We start from the raw sequence: 24,323 nt of genomic DNA on the forward strand, positions 1-24,323 counted from the left end.
CGAAAAATGCGGAGGATGGATAGCGGCGCTCCCGCCGCAATCCGTCATTGCGATCTCCGCGAGGTTATTTATCCGTCGTGACGATTTCCACGAAGACTATTTATCCGTCATTGCGATCACGCATACGATTACTCATCCATCATCACGATTCCCGCCAATAATCTACGATCGATCATCTCAATCCCCGACATCCACCACACACTAACGTCAACCCATACTGATCACTTACAGTCGCCTGTTTGGCTTTTGCTTTGCGCTGCGCTGCTCTAGAGTAGGCCCATCACGCAGATTGCCCAATGTCAGTAAAACTGGCGCGGGTGCCATGGTCTGCTCAGGAGCCCACTATGCAGCTTGACCCCAGCAGTGGCTGGTGCGCCGGCATTGCGCATTGCCCTTCGGACAACTTCAACGAGCGCCCGCTTGGTGAAGTCTCTTTATTGATTATCCATAACATCAGCCTGCCGCCGGGCCAGTTTGGTACGGGCAAAGTGCAGGAGTTTTTTCAGAATCGACTGCAGGCGGACGAGCATCCGTACTTCGCGGACATCGCCAGCATGACGGTATCTGCGCACTTTTTGATCGAGCGCGATGGCGCCGTCACCCAATTTGTCTCCTGCAACTCACGCGCCTGGCATGCCGGCGTTTCGTGTTTTATCGATCGCGAAAATTGTAATGATTTCTCGCTGGGCATCGAGCTCGAAGGCACCGATGATCTGCCCTTCACAGATGCGCAGTACCACAGCCTGATCGCGCTGACGCGCCAGTTGCAGCGTGAGTATCCGGCGATTACCCCAGAGCGTATTTGCGGCCACAGTGACATTGCGCCGGGCCGCAAGACTGATCCGGGGCCGGCGTTTGACTGGTCGCGCTTGCGTGCAGCACTGGCGATGAGTGAGGAGGATTCATGAGTTTTTTGGTGTTGTTGTTGGCTGTCTGGGTCGAGAAGTTTTCGGCGTGGCGCAGTGCCGTGCAACAGGACGGTTTGTGGCTGGGCTGGCTGCGCAAGGTGCAACAAAAGCCTGACTCTGCGACTAACGCATGGCTGGCGATTGCTCTGCTGGTGGTGCTGCCGGTGGCCGTGCTTGGCGTTGCAATGAGCTATTTGCAGGCCGTGTTTTACGGCTGGTTATTGCTGCCGCTGCACCTGTTGGTGCTCATTTACAGCCTGGGGCGTGGGGATTTGCAGGCGGCGCTCGGGCCGTTCCGGGATAACTGGCGGCGTGGGGACAGCGAGGCGGCTTATCTGGTTGCGCAGCGTGATCTGGGGATTGATGCCAGTGCGCAAGACAGCTTGCTTAACAGCGTGCAGAACTATCTGATCTGGCAGGGTTTTCAGAGTTTCTTTGCGGTGATCTTCTGGTATGCGCTGCTCGGGCCGATGGCCGCATTGGCGTATCGTCTGATTGCGCTGTTGGCTGAACATGCCGAGCAGCCGCTTTTGCAGGCGCGCGCCGAACAGTTGCGCCATGCTGTGGACTGGTTGCCAGCGCGGGCCTTGGCCCTGAGTTTAGGGCTGGTTGGCAATTTTGTAGGCGTGAGCCGGGCGCTGCTGCATGAGCTGTTGAGCTGGGATATTCATGCCTCAATATTGCTCGGCCATGTAGCCCGTTCTGCCTGTGCCACGCCTGCGCCAGTGCTGGGCGAAGAGGGCGTTGAAACGCTCTACGAGCTTTGGCAATTACTGGTTCGCGCTGCCGTACTCTGGTACGCGGTGTTTGCGATTTTCACGCTATTTTTCTGATGTGTTCAGCGGCGGCCAGCACTGAAGCCGGTCGCCGCGCTCTACCGCGCTACTTTCAGCACCTGCATGCTGCCCGCCCAAGTACGCGTTGCCTGCCTTAAGTTACCAGCCCTCCTGCCGATAAACGTTATACCGAACCCTGCTTCGCCGTCTGTTGGGCAGGCCTGTTCAGGCTAAACACAATAATTAGAAAGTGGAGAGCGCTTGTGAAGACCGTGTTGTATCCGGCCATCGCCCTGATGAACCGCCTGAGCTTCGGTATGAAGTTTGGTTTAATCAGCATTCTGTTTTTTCTGCCCATGCTGGTGACCAATTACTACCTGATGCGGGATGTGTATAACCAGTATCAGGCGACCCGCATTGCCCGTAGCAGCATCGAGGTGCTCAACACTGCGTTGCAGTTGCGACAAAATCTCGAAAGTTACAGCGATCTGTTGCGGGTTGATGCCGAGCTGCGTTCCCGTGCTACCAACAATGAACTGGCGCAGCGCATCAGCAGCACACGCCAGACGATTGATGAGCAGCTTGTCAGCCTGCAACCTTTCGTCACTGAGCCCGAGCAACAGCAAGAGTTTGTTGCCCAGCGCGATGCTCTGCAGGCCAGCCTGCAAGCGGTGGACGCCGAGCCGTCGCTGCGCAGCAAAGTCGATCTGAGCCAGGCTGTGTTGGCCAAGACCGGCGTTCTCATCAAACTGATGACCAGTCAGGCGGGCTTGAGTCAGGATCGTGAACGCGCCGTGCTTCAACTTACCGAACTGCTGACCACCAGTATGCCGGCTGTTACGGCCGAGCTGGCGCAGGGCCGTTCATTGGGTTCTTCTGCGTTGATTCTCGGCTTGCTTAACTCGGTCGACACCACTTCGTTCTCGAATTTGCTCGAGTCGATGGAGACGCTGGAAGGCGCTTATTCTGTCGATATCCAGCAAGCGCTGAGTATCAATCCGCAAGTGCGCAGCGCACTTGAGGCGCAAGCCGAATTAAGCCAAAAGTCGATCAGCGAAGGTGTCGCCCTGTTTGAAGACAGCGTGATTATTGCCGAATCGCTGGATACACCGTGGATGAGCTTTTATGACCAGACCAGCGAGCTGATCCAGCGCACTTACGCACTCAATGATGAGGTGCTGAAGTTCCTCGACCAGCGCCTGCAAGAGCGCCTGCAAGCCAGCCTTAACCGCATGCTGTTGATGGCCGTTGCTCTTGGTGTGGTGCTGGTGCTGATTGTTTACCTCTACAGCGCGTTTTATGTCTCGATTCGCGGCAGCCTGAAAGCGCTGGGGCGGACGATGGATCAGGTCGCAGCCGGCGACATGACAGTCAGTTTTAAATCCTGGAGCAACGATGAAATTGCCGAGTTGGGCCAGGTATTCAATGGCGCAGTGGCGAAGATTCGCGAGCTGATCAAGCGCGTCGGTGAAACCGTGGTTGAGGTCGAGCGTCAGGCTGATCGGGTCGAAAGCGTGTCGGCGCAGAGCAATCAGGCCGTTGCCGGGCAGCGTAGCCAGATTGAACAGGTCGCCACCGCCATGAACCAGATGTCTGCGACCGCGCAAGAAGTGGCGCGCAGCGCAGCGGCCGCAGTGGGCAGCGCTCAGGGTGTGAATATGGAGACCGAGAGCGGCCGTGAACTGGTCGGCTCGCAGGTCAGCAGTATCCAGCGATTGGCAGCAGAAATTGACCAGTCGGTAAGCGTGATTAATCAGTTGGCCAGCGACAGCGCTTCGATCAGCCAGGTGCTGGATGTGATCAAGGGCATTGCCGAGCAGACCAACTTGCTGGCGCTTAACGCTGCGATTGAAGCGGCGCGGGCGGGCGAGCAGGGTCGTGGCTTTGCTGTGGTTGCCGATGAGGTGCGCAGCCTGGCCAAGCGTACGCAGCAGTCCACGGCTGAAATCGAAAACATGATCGACCGACTGCAAAGCGGTGTTGCCGCAGCGGTCAAGACCATGGGCGTGAGTCACCAGATGGCTGACGGCACTGTCGGTGAGTCCGGTCAGGTGCAGCAGGCGCTGGAAAATATTCTGGCGGCGGTTGGCATGATCGTCGATCAGAACCAGCAAATTGCCGCCGCCGCCGAGCAGCAAACAGCGGTGGCGCATGATATCGACCAGAACATTGTCGAGATCAACAGCGCCGGGGAAACCACCGCGCAAGGGGCCGCGCACACCGAGCAGGCCAGCCGCGAACTCAGCAGTCAGGTCTCGCAACTCAAGCAGCTGATCGGTGCCTTCCGGGTTTAAAGCGCACTGCAGATGAGGCTATTGGCGAATCTTGAGGGTTCGCGCAATGGCCTCAATGCCAGGCGAATAGTGATTATGCTCTATCGCCTGCAGCGCCCAATACAGCACTTTTTCGGCAATCTGCTGGTGCTGCTGAGCAATGGTGTTCACCCGCCACGGCAAGAAGTCGAGCAATTGGGTATCCCCAAACGTCGCCAGTTGCAGGTCTTGGCTCTGGCTAGGCGCCACGCTTTGCAGCGCATCCAGCACGCCTTCGAGCAGAACATAGGCGGTGGTGACGATAGCATCTGGCAGCCCTTGCTCGCTGTTTATCAGTCTGAGCATTTGCGCCTCGCCGCATGGGCGGCTGAATTGCTCGCCGTTGACCACGCTGACTAACGCATCTGAGCCGGCCACCGCTTGGCGGAAACCCAGCTCCCGCGCCTGACTGATGGCCAGCTCTGCGCGCCCCCCAATCAGGGCGATATGCCGTGGCTTGCGTGCCAGCAAGGTGTGCGTGAGTTGCGCGCCGGCGTGCTGATCATCACTGACCACCGAGCGAATTGTTGCGGCATCCAGTGCGCGGTCTACCGCGATCACTGGCATGCCGGATTCAATCAGCTGCGCGAAAATCGGCTCATCCTGCGCCAGGCAACTGGCAACAATCAGTGCGTCGCAGCGCCGTGAGCGGAACAGTTCGATCAATTGGCGTTCGCTTTGCGCGTTGTCGTCGGAGCTGGCAATCAGTAACTGGTAGCCCGCGGCTCTGGCGCCTTGTTCGAGCAGCTTGGCGATGCGCGCGTAACTGGGGTTTTCCAAATCGGGGAGGATAAAACCGAGGCACTTGCTTTGGCCGCTGCGCAGCCCGGCGGCTTGCGGGTCGGGGCGGTAGTCGTATTGGGCAACGACCGCGAGAACCCGCTCAACGGTCGCCGCGGCAATCCGCCGTTTAGCGGCCTGACCGTTGATGACGTAGCTTGCAGTGGTGACGGAAACCTCGGCCAGGCGAGCGATATCGGCAAGTTTCAAGGGGCTGTTCCTGAACGTTGATGACAGGATTATGACTCAGGTGCTTTCAAGAATTGAGCATTTTCGGGTAATGTTCCACAATTAGCTGAAACGATTCAGCAAAATTTCAGGCTGACTATCCTTGCTACATGCATCGAGCGACGCAGCCTACACGCTGGTAGCGCTCGCGTGCCCGTTCCCCGAGGAGCCCTGTAATGCTTGAATTGAATACCGCACAGATCCAGATGGGCCGCAGCGCCGCGAATAAACGGGAAGCGCTGGCCCTGTTGGCGCAGACGTTGAGCGATGACGGGCTGGTTCGTCCCGGCTATTTGAACGGCATGCAGGCGCGCGAAGCGCAGGGCTCGACTTATCTTGGTCAGGGCATCGCCATTCCACACGGCACACCCGATACCCGTGATCAGGTGCTTGAGACCGGCGTGCGCCTTATGCACTTTCCGCAGGGCGTGGATTGGGGTGATGGTCAGCAGGTGTACTTGGCAATTGCTATCGCGGCGCGCTCCGATGAGCATTTACGGTTGCTGCAATTACTCACACGGGCGCTGGGTGATGGCGATCTGAGCCAGGCCCTGCATCAAGCCACCGAAGCTGAAACCATCGTCGCCTTGTTGCAAGGTGCGCCGCAGGAGTTGGCGCTGGACAGCCAGTTGATCCGGCTCAATGTACCCGCCGAAGACTTCGACGAACTGGTTTGGCAGGGCGCCCGGCTGCTGAAAAAGTCCGGCTGCGTCGATTCTGCATTTATCCCGCGCTTGATGGAAACCGAGCCGTTGCCGCTGGGCGATGGCTTGTGGTGGCTGAACAATGAACAGGCTGTGCAATTGCCGGGTTTGTCGTTTGTCACGCCGGATCAACGCCTTGAGCGCGACGGCAAACCGGTTAAGGGGTTGTTTTGTCTGGCCAGTTTGGGCGAGGCGCATCGCCAGCTGCTGGAGCGTTTGTGTGATCTGCTGATTGAGGGGCGCGGAGATACCCTGAGTGGGGCTGAGTCGAGGCGCACAGTGCTGGAGGCGCTGGGCGGCGAAGTGCCGCCGGACTGGCAGCGTTTGTCCATCACCCTGGCCAACTCGCACGGCTTACATGCGCGGCCGGCCAAGGTGCTGAGCGAGATTGCCCAGCAGTTCGACGGTGACATTCGCGTGCGTCTGGCTGAAGAGCCGGGTCTGGGTGTTTCCGCCAAAAGTTTGAGCAAGTTGCTGGCATTGGGCGCGCGCCGTGGGCAGGTGTTGGAGTTCAGCGCCGAGCCGGGCATCGCCGCCGATGCGCTGGCAGCGCTGCAAACTGCTGTCGAGCAAGGGCTGGGCGAGACAGTGGAGCCGCTGCCGGTATTCACCGAGCCGGCGGTGCAGGCAACCGTTGAGCAGGCGCTGGCATCCGAGCGTGCTTATGTGGTTGAAGCGCCCGCTGCCGGTTCGCGTTTGCGCGCCGTGGCCGCATCGCCGGGTATTGCGATTGGGCCCGCGCTGGTGCGTGTGCCGCAGACTCTGGATTATCCGGCGCAAGGGCAGGGCGAGGCGCATGAGCGTGAGCGCCTGCAGGCGGCGCTAAAGGCGGTGAGCGCCGACATTCAAACGGTGGTGGATTCCTGTGAGGAAGCCAGCGTGCGCGACATCCTCAGCATGCATCAGGCCATGCTGAGTGACCCGGCGCTGCATGATGATATTCAAGCGCGCCTCGCCGACGGCGCCAGTGCCGAAGCCGCTTGGAGTGCCGAAATCGACGCGGCGGCCAAGCAGCAGGAGGCGCTGCATGACATGCTGCTCGCCGAGCGCGCGGCCGATTTGCGCGATATTGGCCGGCGCGTGTTGGCCAGCTTGTGCGGGGTCAAACCGCTGGCCGAGCCGGACGAGCCTTATGTGTTGGTGATGGAAGAAGTGGCGCCCTCGGATGTCGCCAATCTCAATCGCCAGCGCGTCGCCGGCATTCTCACCGCGCGTGGCGGCGCTACCGCGCACAGTGCAATTATCGCCCGCGCTCTGGGCATTCCCGCCGTGGTGGGCGCCGGTGAGCAGGTGCTGGCATTGGCGCAGCGCACTCCGTTACTGCTCGACGGCGACCACGGTTCAGTGCGCGTCTCGCCAGACGAGCAGACTTTGCAGCAGGCGCTGCGCGAGCGCGAAATCAGCCAGCAACGCCAGCAGCAGGCGCACGCCGAACGCTACAAACCCGCCGTCACCCGTGACGGCCATGCGCTGGAAGTGGCTGCGAATATTGGCGCCAGCAGCGAAACCGATATGGCCGTTGAGTTGGGCGCAGAAGGCATCGGCTTGCTGCGCACCGAACTGGTGTTCATGGATCACGCCAAGGCGCCAGACCAAGCCACGCAAGAGCGTGAGTACCGGCGGGTTCTGGACACGCTGAATGGTTTGCCGCTGGTGGTGCGTACGCTGGATGTGGGCGGGGACAAACCGCTGGCTTATTGGCCGATGCCGGCTGAAACCAATCCGTTCCTGGGTGTGCGCGGAATTCGTCTGAGTCTGCAGCGCCCGGACATTCTCGAAACTCAGCTGCGGGCGCTATTTGCCTCCGCAGACGACCGCCCGCTGCGGGTCATGTTTCCGATGGTGGGCAGCGTCGAAGAGTGGCGCGCCGCACGCGATATCGCCTTGCGGGTGCGTGCAGAAATTCCGGTCACGAACTTGCAGCTGGGCATCATGATCGAGGTGCCAAGTGCTGCCTTGCTCGCGCCGATTCTGGCCCGCGAGGTGGACTTTTTCAGCGTCGGCACCAATGACCTGACCCAATACACACTGGCCATCGACCGTGATCACCCGACATTGTCGGCGCAGGCGGATGGCTTGCATCCGGCGGTGCTGAGCCTGATCAGCCAGACGGTGGTTGCAGCGCACGCGCACGGCAAGTGGGTAGGCGTATGCGGCGAGCTGGCCAGTGACATGCTGGCGGTGCCGCTGCTGGTCGGCCTCGGCGTGGATGAATTGAGTGTTTCTGCGCGTTCGGTGGCGATGGTCAAGGCGCGGGTGCGTGAACTCGACTGGCGGCACAGCCAGCAATTGGCGCAACAGGCGCTGGTTCAGGACAGCGCCGCAAGCGTGCGCGCACTGGTCGAGGAGTCGAACTGATGGCGCGGATACTCACCATCACCCTCAATCCTGCGCTCGACGTGACTGTAAGCCTCGAAACTCTGGTGCCGGGCAGCGTTAATCGCAGCAAGGGATTGAACACCCACGCCGCCGGTAAAGGCCTGAATGTGGCTCAGGTGCTGGCCGATCTCGGTCACAGCGTTACGGTGAGTGGCTTTCTCGGTGAGGCCAATGCCCAGCCGTTCGAGGCATTGTTTGCTGCACGCGGTTTCACCGACGCCTTTATCCGCGTGCCCGGCGAGACGCGCAGCAACATCAAGCTGGCCGAGCAAAGTGGACGCGTCACCGATCTCAATGGCCCCGGCATTACCGTCGGGCCAGCGCAACAGCAGCAGTTACTGGCGTCGCTTGAGCAAATCGCTCGTGAGTATGACGCGGTAATCGTGGCAGGAAGCCTCGCCCCCGGCATCAGTGTCGAGTGGTTCGCTCAGTTGCTGCAAAGCCTTATCAATCAGGGACTGCGGGTAGCGCTCGATACCAGTGGCGCAGCCCTGCGTGAAGGCTTGAAGCAGCCGCTGTGGTTGGTAAAGCCTAACGAACACGAGCTGGCTGAGGCGTGCGCGGTTGACTCGCAGGCGCTGGCCGATTTGCAAGCGGCGGCCAGGGCTGTGCATGCACGTGGCGTCGAGAATGTGTTGCTGTCGCTTGGCGCGGATGGCGTGTGCTGGTTCGCCGACAACATTGCGTTGCATGCGCAGCCGCCAGCGGTTGCGGTATTGAGTACCGTGGGCGCGGGTGACTCGCTGCTCGGCGCAACGGTTCACGGGTTGTTGAGCGGTTGGCCGCCAGAGCGTTGCCTGGGCCTGGCCACTGCGGTGGCTGCGCAAGCCGTCACCCAGTTGGGCTTTGGTATTCAGGACCGCGAGCAACTGGCCCGAATCGAGGCGGGTGTGCGTGTCACGCCGCTGCCTAACGAATAACAAGAGGCTCTACCTTTTATGAATTTGCTGATTGTTACAGCCTGCCCGAATGGCATGGTCACCAGCGTTTTATGCTCGCGCCTGCTTGAAGCCGCTGCGCAGAAAATCGGCTGGACCACTCAGGTTGAAGTACACGACCCCAAAGCCATTGGTTCACCGCTGACCGAGCAGGCAATTGCCGAGGCGGATCTGGTGGTTGTGGTTAAAACCGGTGAGTTGCCGCTGCAGCGCTTTGTCGGTAAGCGGGTAGTGCAGTCGACGCCGTCTCACGCCCTTGAAGACCCGCAAAAATTCTTGCGTGACGCCGAAGCCAATGCCCAAATCCTTGAGGTCGTTGCAGAACCTCAGGCGGTCGTGAAGGTGGCTGACGGTGTGCGGATGGTGGCGGTCACAGCATGCCCGACCGGTGTTGCGCACACATTTATGGCCGCCGAGGCGCTGCAACAAGCGGCTGAGCAACTGGGCTACCAGCTCAAGGTGGAAACACGGGGCTCGGTCGGGGCGAAGAATCTGCTCAGCGAAGACGACATCGCTCAAGCTGATGCGGTGTTGCTGGCAACTGATATCGAGGTCGATACCGAGCGCTTTGCCGGTAAGAAAATCTTCCGTTGCGGCACCGGCGTTGCACTTAAACAACCGCGGCAGACCCTTGAGCGCGCGCTGGCCGAGGCGCTGCCGATGGCGGCAGCAGTCAGTTCTGAACAAGCTGGCGGCAATCACGCATCAGGCGCTGCCAGCAAAGCCGGGCCGTACAAACACTTGCTCACAGGCGTGTCGTACATGCTGCCGATGGTCGTGGCGGGTGGCCTGCTGATCGCGTTGTCATTCGTGTTCGGCATCGAGGCGTTCAAGGAAGAGGGCTCATTTGCCGCTGCACTCATGCAGATTGGCGGCGAGAGCGCCTTCAAACTGATGGTGCCGATGCTTGCCGGTTACATCGCCTATTCGATTGCCGACCGGCCGGGCCTTGCGCCGGGCATGATTGGCGGCATGCTGGCCAGCTCATTGGGCGCGGGTTTTCTGGGCGGTATCGCCGCAGGCTTCATTGCCGGTTATGCGGCGCGCGGCTTGAACCGTTGGCTGAAATTGCCGTCGAGCATCGAGTCGCTGAAACCGATTCTGCTGATCCCGCTGCTGGCGAGTTTATTCACCGGGCTGGTGATGATCTATGTCGTCGGCAAGCCGGTGGCAGGCATGCTCGCCGGCTTGACCACCTTTCTCGACAGCATGGGCAGCACCAACGCGATTCTGCTCGGGGTGTTGCTCGGCGGGATGATGTGTGTGGATCTCGGTGGGCCGATCAACAAAGCCGCTTACGCATTCTCGGTCGGGCTGCTGGCCTCGCAGAGTTATGCGCCAATGGCCGCAACCATGGCCGCCGGCATGGTGCCGCCAATAGGCATGGCTATCGCCAGCATGCTGGCGCGTAAACGCTTTGCTCAAACCGAGCGCGAGGCCGGAAAGGCGGCGGGCGTGTTGGGGCTGTGCTTTATCTCCGAAGGCGCGATTCCCTTCGCTGCGAAAGACCCGTTCCGGGTGATTCCCGCCAGTATCGCGGGCGGTGCATTAACCGGCGCACTGTCGATGTATTTCGGTTGCAAGCTGATGGCGCCACATGGCGGCTTGTTCGTGCTGCTGATCCCTAACGCGATCAATCATGCGGGGCTGTATCTGTTCGCCATCGCCGCAGGCAGCGTACTTACCGGTATCGTCTATGCGCTGCTTAAACGCCCGGAAACTCAGGAGCTGGCGGTCGCGCCTACGTCGTAGAACGCTCGTGGGACCAGCCGAATAACTGCTCGGCATTGGCGCTGCTGGCAGCTGCCAGTTGTTCGGCTGAAATACCCAGATGGCTGGCCAGTGCCTGGCAGATATCGGCTAAGTGCTCCGGGCTGTTGCGCTGATTGGGGTACATCGCGGGCGGCATATCAGGCGAGTCGGTTTCGAGCACGATCGACTCCAGCGGAAGTTTCGGCAATACCCGGTGCATGCGCAATGCCTGCGGCCAGGTTGGGGCGCCACCGAGGCCGAGCTTGAAGCCCAGCTTGATGTACTCACGGGCCTCTTCATAGCTGCCGGCAAACGCATGAATGATCCCGCCACGCTTCGGGGTGATGCGTTTGAGCGTGGCGATAGTCGCCGCGTGTGAGCGGCGCACGTGAATCAATGCGGGCAGATTAAACTCTACGGCAAGTTTCAGTTGCGCCTCGAACCAGTGTTGCTGTGCCTGCCGATCCAGATCCTCGACGAAGTAGTCGAGGCCAATTTCACCCACCGCGCACAAATGCGGATGCCCTTGCAGGCGTTGCAGCCAGGTGCGTAACTCGGTCAAGTGCTGCTCTTGATGCTCAGCCAGATAAATCGGGTGCAGACCGAAGGCGGCGAATAGCGAGCTGTCACTCTCGACCAACTGCCACACACGTTGCCAGTTGGCCTGATGCACACCCAGCACGACGATACGCTCGACGCCCAGTTCACGGCTGCGCGCCAATACATCGGCGCGATCAGCGTCGAAGTCGGGGAAGTCGATGTGCGTGTGGGTATCGATCAAGCGCATGCGCCGCTCACAATTGGCCAGAGTCGTTTTAGCCTAACAGGCGCGGCGCATGAGTGCTCAAGGTGCAGGTGTTTGCGGCGCAGATTGTTGTTCGGCTTCCTGGGCTTTTTTCAGGCGCTCGCTTTCGCGTTTCTGACGTTTGCGCGTAGTGGCTTCGCGGTCGACACTGAGCACTTGTTCGGCCAGAGCGCGGTACAGCGGTACCGGCGAAATACGTCCCGATATTGCACTGGCCAGCAGGCTCGCGGCCAGAATTGGCAAAGCCATGTCCTGGCTGTGCGACAGCTCGATGGTAATGACCGTGGCGGTCAGCGGTGTGCGCGTAACCCCGGCGAGGTAAGCGGCCATGCCTAGCAAACCCGCCGCTTGCAGGCTGATGCCCGGCAACAGATCGGTCAGCCACGGTGCGAAGCTGGCGCCTACGGCCAAAGATGGCGAGAACAAACCGCCGGGAATCCCGGCCAGATAAGACACCACGTTGGCGATGAATTTCCACAGCATGAAGCTTGGGTCGGTGACCGGCTGGCCTTCGAGGATGGCCTTGGTTTCGGCATAGCCGGTGCCGAAAATATGCTGCCCTGAAATCAGCCCCAGCAAGGCCATGATCAAGCCGCAAATACCGGCAAAAATAACCGGATGCTTGCTGCGCCAATCGGCCATCAATGCCAGCGGCCCGCGTTTAGCAGGCAACACCAGACGGCAGTAAGCGCCGCCAACCAAACCACCCAGCACGCCGCAGGCCAGCACGGCCAGCCAGTCGCGATTTAACGGCAGCTCGGCGCTGAGTTCACCGAAGTAGCTGTAATGGCCCATGAGCCCCAGCGTGACCATGCCGCCGATGAGTACGGCAGTCAGCACCAAACCGTTGAGACTTTGCTCGAAGCGGTGGCTGAGTTCTTCGATGGCAAACACGACACCCGCCAATGGCGTGTTGAATGCGGCGGCGATCCCCGCTGCGCCCCCGGCGATAATCAAGCCCGAACCGGCGCTGCGCGCATGCAAGCCCAGGCGTCTGCCGAAGGTGTACATCAAGGCTGCACCGACGTGCACAGTTGGCCCTTCACGGCCAATCGAGGCGCCAACCAGTAGGCCGAGCACTGATAGCACCATTTTTACCGCAGCAATTGGCAGCGACAGAACCTGATTGCGAAAGCGACTGGACGGACGCTCCAGCGTCGCGATGACCTGCGGAATACCACTGCCCTTGGCGTTGCTGAACCAGCCCTGTGTTGCCCACGCCAGCGCGGCAAAGCCCAGCGGCGTCACCAGCCAAGGCCAGTAACTACTGTTTTCGAGCATCAGCTCAAAGTATTTATGCGCCTCATCGGCGAGCCATGCGAACGCCAGCGCGACCAAGCCGACCAGCAATGCACCGACCCAAAAGGCTGCACGTTGGCGGAATACCCGCAGGAATCGACGGCGTGCGCGAAAGCGCTGTGAAGCGGTGGGTTTTGCTGCGAGTGTCTCTTTACTGCTGGGCATTAGCTGTCCGAACCACTTTTTGCGAAGGGCTGACGGGAGGGCAATATTGATTGGAATATGCTGTAACATCTTGCCATAAATTTCACCAAATTACTTTAAAGCAAATGCCGCAAGCCCGCGCCAGAGCTTGCCAACAGTCATAAGCAGGCGTGCGACCATCAATCCATGTCATCGCCGAGGGCGTATGCAAACAACCAGTGTTGTTTTGATCGTAGCTACATTATTGCTCGGCGTAGTTCTGTTTAACCCAAAGCTGACCCGATTGCCGATGTGGCGGGCGACGGTCACGCCACTGGCGTCGATCATTGGTTCGGGCTTTCTGGTGGCCGGGCCGATACTCGCGCATGCAGTCGGTATCTGGGCCTGGTTGGCGATGCTTGCGCTCTGCGGGATGGCCTACTGGTTCGGCGCAGCGATTCGCTACAACATCGTCTACCTTGAGCCGCGCCTTGCCGATCAGCCAGGCAACTTCCAGCTTGGCCTCGAGCGCTTGTCTGATTTGGCGCTGGCGTTGGCCTATTTCGTTTCGGTCGCCTATTACCTCAATTTGTTTGCCGCCTTCGGCCTGCGTTTGGGCGAGATATTGGATCCGTTCTGGATTCGCACCGTCAGCACCGTGGTAATTGCCCTGATCGGTGTGCTGGGCGCGTTTGGCGGGCTTAGTGGTTTGGAGCGCCTTGAGGTGTGGGTGGTGTCGCTGAAACTCACTCTGATCGGTGGTTTGCTGGTGCTGCTGGCGTACGTCAACTTTGAGGCGTGGCAGTCATCAGAGTTGGTCTGGGCGGTGAAGCGTCACGATCAGGGGTGGGAATCTTTCAGTGTGCTGCTGGGGCTGGTGATTCTGGTGCAGGGCTTCGAGACCTCGCGCTATCTGGGCTCCAAATACAGCGCCAAGGTTCGCGTGCGCAGCATGCATTGGGCGCAGTGGATTGCGACGGCGATCTACCTGTTATTCCTGCTGCTGATCACCAGCCAGTTCAGCGATGGCTTGCCTAAGCAGGGCAGTGAAACAGCGATTATCGACACCCTCAAACCGATTGGCGTTTTGGTTGCGCCGTTGTTGATATTGACGGCCTTGTCGTCGCAGTTGTCTGCCGCGGTCGCGGACATGAATGGTGCCGGCGGGTTGCTCAGCGAAGCCTCGAAAAAGCACGTGTCGGTGCGCGTCGGTAATGTGGTGACGGCCTTGGTAGCCATTGCCATTACCTGGTTTGCCAATATCTTCGAGATCATCACCTACGCCTCGAAAGTGTTCGTCGCCTTTTACGCCCTGCAATCTTTGCAGGCCGCATACACCGCCTGGCAAAACGGCCACAAAGGCCGTGCCGCGTTATTTGCCGTCGCCGTGTTGATCGGCGTGATCGTGATCATCTTCGCCAAGCCGGTCGAGGCGTAACGCACATTTTTATACCTACCGACGGCGGTTGGAATCCGCGTCGCGGCTTCCAACATGACGGTCGTGCGGGTTCACGCAGGGTTGGTGGTGTTTCCGGAATTGTCATGACGGATTGCGGTGCTGCGCACGCTATCCATCCTCCGATTTTTTTGGATTTGGTTTTTGTGGAGGTTGGAATCCGCGTCGCGGCTTCCGACATGACGGTCGTGCGGGTTTACGCGGGTTTGGTGGTGTTGCGGGAATTGTCATGACGGATTGCGATGCTTCGCACGCTATCCATCCTCCGATTTTTTGGATTTGGTTGTCGTGGAGGTTGGAATCCGCATCGCGGCTTCCGACATGGCGGTCGTGCGGGTTCACGCAGGTTTGGTGGCGTTTCGGGAATTGTTATGACGGATTGCGATGCTTCGCACGCTATCCATCCTCCGATTTTTGGGATTTGGTTTTTATGGAGGTTGGAATCCGCGTCGCGGCTTCCGACATGACGGTGGTGCGGGTTCACGCGGGGTTGGTGGCGTTTCGGGGATTGTCATGACGGATTGCGGTGCTTCGCACGCTATCCATCCAACGAGTGTTCGGTGTTGGTTTTTTGTGGAGGTTGGAATCCGCGTCGCGGCTTCCGACATGACGGTGGTGCGGGTTCACGCGGGTTTTGTGGTGTTGCGGGAATTGTTATGACGGATTGCGGTGCTGCGCACGCTATCCATCCTCCGCATGTCCGGGTGTTCGGGTGTGCCGTGGGCGGGTGGGTGTTCGGTGTTTGGCTGGGAATGCGGTGGTGCGGCGGGGTGGGGTGGCGGCTGGTGCCGCCACCCGGGGTGCATCGGGGATTAATGGTGTTCGCGGGTGGCGCGGAATTTGATGTCTGGCCAGCGTTCTTCCATGAGCGACAAGTTGACCCGTGTCGGCGCCAGGTAGGTCAGGTGGCCGCCGCCGTCGATGGCGAGGTTTTCCATGGCCTTGTTCTTGAAGTCTTCGAGCTTCTTCTTGTCGTCGCATTCGATCCAACGCGCCGACCAGACGGTGATTGGCTCGTAAGCGCATTCAACCTTGTATTCGCCCTTAAGGCGGCTGGCAACCACGTCGAACTGCAGCACACCTACGGCGCCGAGAATGATGTCGTTGCTGCGCTCCGGGAAGAACACCTGAGTTGCACCTTCTTCGGCCAACTCCTGCAATCCTTGGCGCAACTGCTTGGATTTGAGCGGATCTTTGAGGCGCACACGACGGAACATTTCCGGCGCGAAGTGCGGGATACCGGTAAAGCCGATGCTCTCGCCTTCGGTGAAGGTATCGCCGATCTGAATCGTGCCGTGGTTGTGCAAACCAATAATGTCGCCAGCGTAGGCTTCTTCAAGCTGCTCACGTTCGGAGGAGAAGAACGTCAACGCATCAGGCACGCGCACATCTTTACCAAGGCGCGCATGGCGCATCTTCATGCCTTTCTCATACTTGCCCGAGCAGATACGCATGAAGGCGATTCGGTCGCGGTGCTTGGGGTCCATGTTCGCCTGAATCTTGAACACGAAGCCGCTGAATTTCTCTTCGGTCGGCTCAATTACCCGCTCATGTGCAGCGCGTGGCAGCGGCCTTGGCGCCCAGTCCACAACTGCGTCGAGCACATGGTCGACACCAAAGTTACCCAGCGCGGTACCGAAGAACACGGGTGTTAACTGGCCAGACAAAAACTCTTGTTGGTCGAACTCGTGACAGGCGCCTTGCACCAACTCGAGTTGCTCGACAAAACGCTCGTACTCATCGCCGAGGTGGGCACGCGCTTCATCAGAATCCAGGTTCTTGATGATCTTGGTTTCGGTGCGCTCGTGGCCGTGACCGGCGGTGTAAACGATGATGTAGTCTTCGCTGAGGTGGTAAACACCTTTGAAGTCGCGGTAGCAACCAATCGGCCAGGTAATCGGCGCCGCCTTGATCTTCAGAACCGCTTCAATCTCGTCGAGCAATTCGATCGGGTCACGAATGTCGCGGTCGAGTTTGTTGACGAAGCTGACAATCGGCGTGTCGCGCAAACGGCACACATCCATCAGGGCAATCGTGCGCGGCTCAACCCCTTTACCGCCGTCGAGCACCATCAGCGCACTGTCCACCGCAGTAAGTGTGCGGTAGGTGTCTTCCGAGAAGTCTTCGTGGCCCGGGGTGTCGAGCAGGTTGATCATGTGTTCGCGATACGGGAACTGCATGACCGACGTGGTAATCGAGATACCACGCTGCTTTTCCATTTCCATCCAGTCGGATGTCGCATGGCGGTCGGATTTACGCGATTTAACGGTCCCCGCAACGGAGATGGCTTTACCCATCAACAGCAGTTTTTCGGTAATCGTGGTTTTACCGGCGTCGGGGTGAGAAATAATGGCGAACGTGCGACGTTTCGCGACTTCGGCGGCCTGAGTGGTCATGGGTACTTGCCTGACTGAATGCGGTTGCGGGCGGGCGGACTACGGCCGGCCCGTAAAACCGCCAATTATAACGTGAAAAGCAGCAGCTTTTGGGGAATCGCCGATCAGTAGCCTGACGGGGCAGAGAGCGGAGGTTTCGAGTAACGCGCAAACCGATGAAAACACCGTCATCCAGTTGTCATGGTGCAAAGCGATATTTCGTCGAAAAGCCTGATTCGTGCAGCATAAAACACGTTTTGTTTTGAATCTAAAACGTTCAACCAGCAATGCGTCAAATAGGGTCAAAAAAGGCCTTATTTATGATTGATCTGCGTGACGCATAGCCCTAAAGTTCCGCCCCGAACGTCCATGCTGGCAACGATCCATCCGGCTCAAGTACAGACGACGAGAGGTCATAGATTTTGCTCTAACCTAAAAAGAGGGCGAGCGGTGATTCTCGGCGAAATGCCTTGGGAAGTAGGCGACCAAAGTGGGGAGACTGATCAGACGTTCAAAATTGGTCCATAGGCTGCTGCGCTTGGCCATACTGCGTTGGAATCGACTTCGAAGTGCTCATTTACTTATGTAAATTCCGCGCTCTCAGCCGATTCCGCCTTGTCTGGCCCACGCTCGCTACGCCCATGAACCAATTTTTTGGTTTGTAGGCTGCTGCGCTTGGCCATACTGCGTTGGAATCGACTTCGAAGTGCTCATTTACTTATGTAAATTCCGCGCTCAAAGCCGATTCCGCCTTGTCTGGCCTACGCTCGCTACGCCCATGAACCAATTTGGGTTTGTGTGGGGCAGTGGCCATGAACCAATTTTTGGTTTGTAGGCTAGTGCGCTTGACCATACTGCGTTGGAATCGACTTCGAAGTGCTCATTTACTGTGTGTAAATTCCGCGCTCAAAGCCGATTCCGTCTTGTCTGGCCTGCGCTCGCTACGCCCATGAACCAATTTCTGGTTCTTGGGGTACTGCGTTTGACTTGTTGGGTTGGAATCGGTTTCGAGGTGCATATTTGCTGTGTGTAAATTCTGCTCTCTCAGTCGACTTCATCTTGTCTGGTCTGCGCTTGCTGCACCTATGAACCGATTTGGTTGTTTGGATACACAGAAGCACGTTGCGCATTTGACGTGCTGAATGTTTGTTCTGAACGACCGGCCCCGCCGATTTATTGAACCCTCAAAGGTTCGGTCAATCGAATTTAATGAGTCCCGGTTTAGCCAAGATGGAGTCCACGCATGTCGATCAACGTTGAAGATTACTACCCACGTGCCACCTTTCAGAAGATGAAAGAGTTTGCTGACCAGCACGAAACTCCGTTTGTGGTGATTGATACTCAAATCATCAGCAAGGCTTACGATGATCTGAAAGCGGGATTTGACTTCGCCAAGATTTACTACGCGGTCAAGGCGAACCCGGCGGTGGAAATTATCGAGCTGCTGAAAGACAAAGGCTCGAGCTTCGACATCGCCTCGATCTATGAGCTGGACAAGGTCATGGGCTGCGGCGTTAGCCCGGACCGTATCAGTTACGGCAACACCATCAAGAAAGCCAAGGACATCCGCTACTTCTACGAGAAGGGCGTGCGCATGTTCTCCACCGACTCCGAGGCGGATCTGCGCAACATCGCCAAGGCAGCGCCAGGTTCGAAAATTTATGTGCGCATTCTGACTGAAGGCTCGACCTCGGCAGACTGGCCGTTGTCGCGCAAATTCGGCTGCCAGACGGACATGGCGCTCGACCTGCTGATTCTGGCCAAGCAGCTCGGCCTTGATCCTTACGGCGTGTCGTTCCACGTGGGTTCGCAGCAGCGCGACATTGACGTCTGGGATGCGGCAATTGCCAAGGTCAAGGTGATCTTCGAGCGTCTCAAGGAAGAAGACGGCATCGTGCTGCGCATGATCAACATGGGCGGTGGCTTCCCGGCCAACTACATCCAGCGCACCAACAGCCTGGAAACCTACGCCGAAGAAATCATCCGCTTCCTCAAGGATGACTTCGGTGATGACCTGCCGGAAATCATTCTTGAACCGGGCCGTTCGTTGATCTCCAACGCCGGTATTCTGGTCAGCGAAGTGGTATTGGTTTCGCGTAAGTCGCGCACCGCCGTTGAGCGTTGGGTATTCACCGACGTCGGCAAGTTCTCGGGCCTGATTGAAACCATGGATGAGGCGATCAAATTCCCGATCTGGACCGAGAAAAAGGGCGAGATGGAAGAAGTGGTGATCGCCGGTCCAACCTGCGACAGCGCCGACATCATGTACGAGAACTACAAGTACGGCCTGCCGCTCAATTTGGCCAGCGGCGACCGCTTGTACTGGCTCTCGACCGGTGCCTACACCACCAGCTACAGCGCAGTTGAATTCAACGGCTTCCCGCCGCTGAAATCGTTCTACCTGTAAGCGTTCGCTGAACTGAGAAACCCGCCTGCTGGCGGGTTTTTCGTTTAAGCCGTGCGCAACTCAGCGGTGTCACTGTCTGGCAAAGCGCATTACTCAGATGATGCCGACGAAGGCTCAGTAACCGGCGCGCGTATTGACCTGATTATGCAGCGCCAGGTTGTTGTTCAGGCGGCTGACATTGGCGATCACCTGCTCGGCGATGCACTCATGGGTGGCTGACGATGCAATGTGCGGGGTGATGGTGAGGCCAGGTGTTTGCCATAACGGATCATCGGCGGCTAACGGTTCATGCTCGAATACATCGAGCAGGGCAGCGCTGAGTGTGTCGCTGGCTAATGCTTGCAGCAAATCATCCATCACCACATGACCGCCACGCCCGCAGTTGATCACCACCGCGCCGGGGTTGAGTTGGGCGAAGGTGCTGGCGTTGAGGATTCCCTGGGTTTCCTGAGTCAATGGCATCAGGCAGATGAGGCAATCCACGCCATTCAAAAAATCGCCGAACTGTTCAGGGCCAGCCCAAGTGCTGACGTTGGCGATGGTTTTTGGCGAGCGGGCCCAGCCGCGCACATTGAAGCTCAGGCTGGCGAGAAGTTCCGCTACATGAGCGCCCAGATCGCCCAGTCCCATGACGCCGATTGTCCATGAGGAGGCTGGGCGCTGCACCGGCTCGCGCCAGAGGCTCTGCGCTTGATTCGCGAGCATCTGATCGAAATGCCGATGATGATGGAGCACGCCCCACAGCACGTATTCCGCCATGCCGCGTCGAAGGTCGGGATCAACTACCCGGCACACTGGAACATCGGGGCAACTGCTGTCGGTACGCAAATGATCGACGCCCGCCGCAAGCGAGTGCACCAGACGCAGATTTTTCAGTGCGCCGAGGCTGCCCTGCGGCGGATTCCAGCACACGGCTACGTCGGCCAGATGGGCATCGGCTTCGCCCGGCAGATGGACGCTGATGTCTGGCGCTTTAAGCTGCATCACCTTGCGCAACTCGCTCAGGTCACTGTCCTGACTGAGTAAGACAATGCGCGTCATGAACAGTAATCCTCGCGTTGATCTTCGATCAAACGCAGTGCTGCCTCCCATGCCATTTGGATCATGCGCATGCCTTCATCGTCATCGGTGAACTGGCTGGCGGTGAGCTTGCACACCTGCTCTGACGGATAGCGCAACTTGCTGCCGCCGGCCAGTGCCTGAATCTGCGCTTGGCATGCGCGCTCCAGAAAGTGAATTTCATAAAATGCCTGCGCCACATTCTGGCCACCGGCGAGCAGGCCGTGGTTGCGCAGAATCATCGCGCGGTGCGTGCCGAGGTCATTAACCAGCCGCTCACGTTCGTCCAGACACAAGGCGACGCCTTCGTAATCGTGGTACGCCAACTTGCCGTAAAACTTCAACGCATGCTGCGAGATCGGCAGTAAACCGTGATCCTGCGCAGACACTGCAATACCCGCTGCCGTGTGCGTGTGAATCACGCAGTTCATGTCTTCACGGGCCATGTGAATGGCTGAGTGAATGACAAAACCCGCTTCGTTGACTTCGTGATCTTTATACACAGGATCGACGACTTTACCTGCATGATCGATCTTTACCAGATCGCTGGCGCGCATGTGCTGGAACATTACGCCGTAGCGGTTGATCAGAAAATGATGCTCAGGGCCGGGCACGCGCAAGCTGATGTGCGTGTCGATCAGATCGGTCATGCGAAAGTGCGCAACCATCCGGTACAGCGCTGCCAGCTCACAGCGTACTTGCCACTCTTGAGGGGAAATGTTGTCAGGGATATTCATTAGGACCTCCCGAAATTGAGGTGTGTGTTATGCCTGATCTGAAGACTTGAGCACCAGAGAGGTGGTCGCGAAAAGACGTGTAGATGTCGCTCTGAGCGAGAGCTTATTGGCTCGACAGAAGAGGACGTTGAGCCGCTGATTTCGCGCAAGACCTTGCCGGTTGCAACCGGCGATGTCAATTTTGCCGGGAAGTGCCGGTCATTACTGTGCGGTCTTGGCGTGGGGTGCGATTGAAGCGTTGGCGGTAGCAGCGGCCAAAGTAGGACGGTGAATCGAAGCCGCAGGCAATGCTGATTTGCAGGATGCTCAAATCGCTTTGCTGCAACAGATGGCGGGCCTTGTCGAGGCGCAAGCGTTGGCGAAAAGCCGCTGGCGATTCATGCAGGTAAGTGCGAAACAGGCGCTCGAGTTGGCGGCGAGTTATGGCCACCCCTTTGGCCAATTCATCCACATCGATATTTTTTTCAATGTTCAGTTCGATGCGTTCAATCACCGCTTGCAGCTTTGGGTTGTCCAGGGTGTAACGCTGCACAACATCTTCACGCTGGGTGTCACTGCGCGGGCGAATTCGGGCGTGAATGAATTGCTCGGACACCCGCTCTGCCAGCTCGCGCCCGTGGCCCTGAGCGATCAGCTCGAGTATCAAGTCCATGGAGGCGGTGCCGCCTGCGGAGGTGATCCGGCGCCGGTCTATTTCGAATAGCGCATGGCGCACGTCGAGATCAGGGTAACTCTCGACCAGTGAATCGATTGCTTCCCAATGTACCGTCATGCGATAGCCGCGCATCAGCCCGGCTTTTGCCAGCACAAAAGCGCCGGTGTCGATTCCACCCAAGGTTACGCCTGCGCGGTCCTGACGTTTCAACCATTGCATCAGTGCGGGTTGGATGTGGGCGAGGGGTTCGTAGGTGGCAACCACGAACAGGACTTCGTCTTCATGCAGGTCCAGCAGTGGCGCATCCACGGCAATCGACATGCCGTTGCTGGCAACGACGGGAAGGCCGTCTTGGCTGAGCGTGCGCCAACGGTATAAATCTCCGCCCATTCTGTTGGCCGAGCGCAGCGGTTCTGCGGCCGCCGAAAAATCCATCATGGAAAAGCCGGGCAATAGCAGAAAGTTGAAAAGTTGGCTCATCCGCATACTCCGTTGGTGGTGGCTGACAGCCTGCAAAAGGGTTGCCATGTTGGTGTGGCGATGTCGCATTAGTCAGATTCGATGTCGCGAAGCTGCGGTTTTCGTTTCGTGTACGCCCCTAGTCTTGCCTCTGCCACCGACAGAGTGGACTGGCTTGCGCACCTTTTGAGCGCGCCAGATACAACGTGCAGACAGATATACCTCCCTAATGCAGCACCTTTTGCGTTTTGACTGTCTCCGATCAGCCTTGCCGGAGTATTAACTTGATAACTACAAAACCTTTCAAATCCCTGATGGGGTGCGCTGCTTTGATTTTGGCAGCTGGTAACGTTCAAGCGGCTGAGCCCGCGCAGTGCAAAAACATCAGCATCGGGCTGATGAGCTGGACCGACGTCATCGCCACCACGGCCGTAACCCGAACCGTACTTGAGCGTTTAGGTTACACGAGCAAAGAGACCATCGCCGCTCAGCAGATGATTTATTCGGGCATGCGTAACAAGCAAGTCGATGCGTTTATGGGCCATTGGAGCCCGTCTTCGAATGCAATCGTCGGCCCGTTCGTGGACAAAGGCGATGTGCAGATCATGCCCACGCCGAACATGGACGACGGCCAGATGACCCTCGCGGTGCCAACCTGGCTGGCTGACAAAGGTTTGAAGACCTTTGCCGACATCGCCCGCTTCGAGGATGAGCTTGATGGTCGCATTTACGGCATTGATCCGGGAACCAATATCAATAAGCGCCTGCAGCAAGCCATTAGCGACAATCGTTTCGGCCTGAAAAATTTCAAGCTGATCGAATCCGGTGAAGCCGGCATGCTGGCCGCGGTCAAACGCGCCAATCAGCGTAAAGACGCCATCGTGTTCATTGGCTGGAAACCGCATCCGATGAACATCGACATGGACCTCACCTACCTCACTGGCAGTGATGGCCTTATGGGCCCGGAAGAGGGCAAGGCCACCGTTTGGACGGTGACTCGCTCCGGCTATGCCGACGAGTGCCCGAATGCCTACAAACTGCTGAGCAACATTCATTTCACCGCTGAGCAGGAAGCCGAAATGATGGTGAAGCTGCTCAAGCGCGGCCAGCCAATGGATGTCGCAAAGACGTTCATCGATGAACACCCGGAACTGGTTAAAAGCTGGCTCGCCGGTGTGACCTCGTTTGCTGGCGATGAAAGCCTTTCGTTGGTGATGAACGAAGCTCCCTGAGCCGTTTATCACCCGTTTTCAGACAATTTTCGGAGACCCCAAATGAATCGTGATGTGATCGTAACCTGTGCAATTACCGGTGCCGGCGACACTGTTGGCAAGCACCCCGCTATTCCGGTGACGCCCAAGCAGATCGCGGACTCGGCAATTGAGGCAGCCAACGCTGGCGCGACCATCGTCCATTGCCATGTGCGCGACCCTGAAACCGGCAATCCGAGCCGTGATCCGGCGTTGTACCGCGAGCTGATGGAGCACATCCGCAGCAGCAATGTCGATGTCATCGTCAACCTGACCGCCGGCATGGGCGGTGATCTGGAAATCGGGCCGGGTGAAGAGCCTTTCAAGTTCGGTTCAAGTACTGATCTGGTCGGTCCGCTAGAGCGCCTGGTGCATGTTGAAGAATTACGCCCGGACATCTGCACGCTGGACTGCGGCACACTCAACTTTGGCGACGGCGACACTATTTATGTGGCCACGCCGGCTCAGCTGCGCGCGGGTGCCAAGCGCATTACCGAGCTTGGCGTTAAGGTCGAGCTGGAGATTTTCGACACCGGCAACCTGCAGTTTGCCAACCAGATGCTCAAAGAAGGCTTGATCAAAGATCCGATGTACCAGCTTTGCCTGGGCATTCCGTGGGGCGCGCCAGCGGACACCTCGACCATGAAAGCCATGGTCGACAACCTGCCGGGCGGCCATCAATGGTCGGCATTCGGCATTGGTCGCATGCAGATGCCAATGGCGGCGCAGGCGATGTTGCTGGGCGGCCACGTACGTGTGGGTCTGGAAGACAATATCTGGCTCGACAAAGGCGTTTACGCCAGCAATGGCAAGCTGGTTGAGCGCGTTATTGAACTCATGCAGCGCATGGGCGCGAGCCCGCAGACTCCAGCCCAGGCTCGTAAAACCCTGAACCTGGTCTGATCTGACCGACTGATACAG

Annotated in this window: 17 protein-coding genes and 1 pseudogene; 11 read left to right on the top strand and 7 right to left on the bottom strand. The window is 58.4% G+C overall.

What is annotated here, in order from left to right; translation table 11 throughout:
* Positions 1–344 precede the first annotated feature (344 nt).
* From ampD to BM395_RS23825, 4 genes and pseudogenes are all read left to right on the top strand, one after another.
* Positions 345–908, top strand: coding sequence for a 1,6-anhydro-N-acetylmuramyl-L-alanine amidase AmpD (gene ampD / locus BM395_RS05595; protein ID WP_090509586.1), 564 nt, complete (start codon positions 345–347; stop codon positions 906–908).
* A complete protein-coding gene (gene ampE / locus BM395_RS05600; RefSeq protein WP_090509590.1) occupies positions 905–1,741 on the top strand; it encodes a regulatory signaling modulator protein AmpE in 837 nt (278 codons plus the stop codon). The genes ampD and ampE overlap by 4 nt, the downstream gene beginning before the upstream one ends.
* Positions 1,742–2,925: 1,184 nt before the next feature.
* A pseudogene (locus tag BM395_RS23820) lies at positions 2,926–3,123 on the top strand (HAMP domain-containing protein); the annotation flags it as partial.
* Between the two features lie 141 nt (positions 3,124–3,264).
* A complete protein-coding gene (locus BM395_RS23825; protein ID WP_371850759.1) occupies positions 3,265–3,978 on the top strand; it encodes a methyl-accepting chemotaxis protein in 714 nt (237 codons plus the stop codon).
* An 18-nt stretch (positions 3,979–3,996) separates the two neighbouring features.
* Here BM395_RS23825 and cra read toward each other — a convergent pair whose 3' ends face one another.
* Positions 3,997–4,986, bottom strand: coding sequence for a catabolite repressor/activator (cra, locus tag BM395_RS05610; RefSeq protein ID WP_090509594.1), 990 nt, complete (start codon positions 4,984–4,986; stop codon positions 3,997–3,999).
* 194 nt (positions 4,987–5,180) lie between these two features.
* Between cra and ptsP the strand changes: the two genes are divergently transcribed.
* The 3 genes from ptsP to BM395_RS05625 are packed head-to-tail and all read left to right on the top strand — an operon-like array spanning position 5,181 to position 10,777.
* Positions 5,181–8,066, top strand: coding sequence for a phosphoenolpyruvate--protein phosphotransferase (ptsP, locus tag BM395_RS05615; RefSeq protein ID WP_090509597.1), 2,886 nt, complete (start codon positions 5,181–5,183; stop codon positions 8,064–8,066).
* Positions 8,066–9,007 carry a 1-phosphofructokinase gene (pfkB, locus tag BM395_RS05620; protein ID WP_090509600.1) on the top strand — a complete coding sequence of 314 codons (942 nt, stop codon included), beginning with the start codon at positions 8,066–8,068 and terminating at the stop codon, positions 9,005–9,007. Before ptsP ends, pfkB begins: the two co-directional genes overlap by 1 nt.
* A gap of 18 nt (positions 9,008–9,025) precedes the next feature.
* The gene (locus tag BM395_RS05625; RefSeq protein WP_090509603.1) at positions 9,026–10,777 is read left to right on the top strand and encodes a PTS fructose-like transporter subunit IIB; all 1,752 of its coding nucleotides are present in this window, start codon (positions 9,026–9,028) and stop codon (positions 10,775–10,777) included.
* On the opposite strand, the gene BM395_RS05630 is transcribed toward BM395_RS05625, so the two are convergent.
* Together BM395_RS05630 and BM395_RS05635 are read right to left on the bottom strand one after the other, a co-directional pair.
* The gene (locus BM395_RS05630) at positions 10,767–11,564 is read right to left on the bottom strand and encodes a TatD family hydrolase (RefSeq protein ID WP_090509606.1); all 798 of its coding nucleotides are present in this window, start codon (positions 11,562–11,564) and stop codon (positions 10,767–10,769) included. The two genes, BM395_RS05625 and BM395_RS05630, sit on opposite strands and share 11 nt — an antisense overlap.
* A 57-nt stretch (positions 11,565–11,621) precedes the next feature.
* Positions 11,622–13,046, bottom strand: coding sequence for a chloride channel protein (locus BM395_RS05635; protein ID WP_090509608.1), 1,425 nt, complete (start codon positions 13,044–13,046; stop codon positions 11,622–11,624).
* A 184-nt stretch (positions 13,047–13,230) separates the two neighbouring features.
* On the opposite strand from BM395_RS05635, the gene BM395_RS05640 reads away from it, so the two are divergent.
* Positions 13,231–14,442, top strand: coding sequence for a hypothetical protein (locus BM395_RS05640; protein WP_090509611.1), 1,212 nt, complete (start codon positions 13,231–13,233; stop codon positions 14,440–14,442).
* 830 nt (positions 14,443–15,272) lie between these two features.
* Here the strand turns inward: BM395_RS05640 and BM395_RS05645 are convergent.
* Positions 15,273–16,856, bottom strand: coding sequence for a peptide chain release factor 3 (locus tag BM395_RS05645; RefSeq protein WP_069898075.1), 1,584 nt, complete (start codon positions 16,854–16,856; stop codon positions 15,273–15,275).
* A 1,222-nt stretch (positions 16,857–18,078) separates the two neighbouring features.
* Between BM395_RS05645 and BM395_RS05650 the strand changes: the two genes are divergently transcribed.
* The gene (locus tag BM395_RS05650) at positions 18,079–19,242 is read left to right on the top strand and encodes a type III PLP-dependent enzyme (protein ID WP_069898074.1); all 1,164 of its coding nucleotides are present in this window, start codon (positions 18,079–18,081) and stop codon (positions 19,240–19,242) included.
* 114 nt (positions 19,243–19,356) lie between these two features.
* Here the strand turns inward: BM395_RS05650 and BM395_RS05655 are convergent, their stop codons facing one another.
* The 3 genes from BM395_RS05655 to BM395_RS05665 form a co-directional block, all read right to left on the bottom strand.
* Positions 19,357–20,283, bottom strand: a complete 927-nt coding sequence (locus BM395_RS05655) for a 2-hydroxyacid dehydrogenase (RefSeq protein WP_090509614.1) — start codon at positions 20,281–20,283, stop codon at positions 19,357–19,359.
* The gene (locus BM395_RS05660) at positions 20,280–21,038 is read right to left on the bottom strand and encodes a class II aldolase/adducin family protein (RefSeq protein WP_069898072.1); all 759 of its coding nucleotides are present in this window, start codon (positions 21,036–21,038) and stop codon (positions 20,280–20,282) included. Before BM395_RS05660 ends, BM395_RS05655 begins: the two co-directional genes overlap by 4 nt.
* Positions 21,039–21,213: 175 nt before the next feature.
* On the bottom strand, positions 21,214–22,173 hold the full coding sequence (locus tag BM395_RS05665) for a GlxA family transcriptional regulator (protein ID WP_090509616.1): 960 nt from the start codon (positions 22,171–22,173) through the stop codon (positions 21,214–21,216).
* Between the two features lie 293 nt (positions 22,174–22,466).
* Here BM395_RS05665 and BM395_RS05670 point away from each other — a divergent pair, with 293 nt between their 5' ends.
* A complete protein-coding gene (locus BM395_RS05670) occupies positions 22,467–23,384 on the top strand; it encodes a glycine betaine ABC transporter substrate-binding protein (protein ID WP_090509618.1) in 918 nt (305 codons plus the stop codon).
* Between the two features lie 42 nt (positions 23,385–23,426).
* A complete protein-coding gene (cdhC, locus tag BM395_RS05675; protein WP_069898069.1) occupies positions 23,427–24,305 on the top strand; it encodes a 3-dehydrocarnitine:acetyl-CoA trimethylamine transferase CdhC in 879 nt (292 codons plus the stop codon).
* Positions 24,306–24,323 lie beyond the last annotated feature (18 nt).

The sequence above is a fragment of the Pseudomonas marincola genome, from assembly GCF_900116605.1.
Classification (GTDB): Bacteria; Pseudomonadota; Gammaproteobacteria; order Pseudomonadales; family Pseudomonadaceae; genus Aquipseudomonas; species Aquipseudomonas marincola.

Excerpts from the sequence above, each read along its gene's own strand:
- ampD (WP_090509586.1), top strand. The coding sequence starts at position 345 with ATGCAGCTTGACCCCAGCAGTGGCTGGTGCGCCGGCATTGCGCATTGC.
- ampE (WP_090509590.1), top strand. The coding sequence starts at position 905 with ATGAGTTTTTTGGTGTTGTTGTTGGCTGTCTGGGTCGAGAAGTTTTCG.
- BM395_RS23825 (WP_371850759.1), top strand. The coding sequence starts at position 3,265 with ATGAACCAGATGTCTGCGACCGCGCAAGAAGTGGCGCGCAGCGCAGCG.
- ptsP (WP_090509597.1), top strand. The coding sequence starts at position 5,181 with ATGCTTGAATTGAATACCGCACAGATCCAGATGGGCCGCAGCGCCGCG.
- pfkB (WP_090509600.1), top strand. The coding sequence starts at position 8,066 with ATGGCGCGGATACTCACCATCACCCTCAATCCTGCGCTCGACGTGACT.
- BM395_RS05625 (WP_090509603.1), top strand. The coding sequence starts at position 9,026 with ATGAATTTGCTGATTGTTACAGCCTGCCCGAATGGCATGGTCACCAGC.
- BM395_RS05630 (WP_090509606.1), bottom strand. The coding sequence starts at position 11,564 with ATGCGCTTGATCGATACCCACACGCACATCGACTTCCCCGACTTCGAC.
- BM395_RS05635 (WP_090509608.1), bottom strand. The coding sequence starts at position 13,046 with ATGCCCAGCAGTAAAGAGACACTCGCAGCAAAACCCACCGCTTCACAG.
- BM395_RS05640 (WP_090509611.1), top strand. The coding sequence starts at position 13,231 with ATGCAAACAACCAGTGTTGTTTTGATCGTAGCTACATTATTGCTCGGC.
- BM395_RS05645 (WP_069898075.1), bottom strand. The coding sequence starts at position 16,856 with ATGACCACTCAGGCCGCCGAAGTCGCGAAACGTCGCACGTTCGCCATT.
- BM395_RS05650 (WP_069898074.1), top strand. The coding sequence starts at position 18,079 with ATGTCGATCAACGTTGAAGATTACTACCCACGTGCCACCTTTCAGAAG.
- BM395_RS05655 (WP_090509614.1), bottom strand. The coding sequence starts at position 20,283 with ATGACGCGCATTGTCTTACTCAGTCAGGACAGTGACCTGAGCGAGTTG.
- BM395_RS05660 (WP_069898072.1), bottom strand. The coding sequence starts at position 21,038 with ATGAATATCCCTGACAACATTTCCCCTCAAGAGTGGCAAGTACGCTGT.
- BM395_RS05665 (WP_090509616.1), bottom strand. The coding sequence starts at position 22,173 with ATGAGCCAACTTTTCAACTTTCTGCTATTGCCCGGCTTTTCCATGATG.
- BM395_RS05670 (WP_090509618.1), top strand. The coding sequence starts at position 22,467 with ATGGGGTGCGCTGCTTTGATTTTGGCAGCTGGTAACGTTCAAGCGGCT.
- cdhC (WP_069898069.1), top strand. The coding sequence starts at position 23,427 with ATGAATCGTGATGTGATCGTAACCTGTGCAATTACCGGTGCCGGCGAC.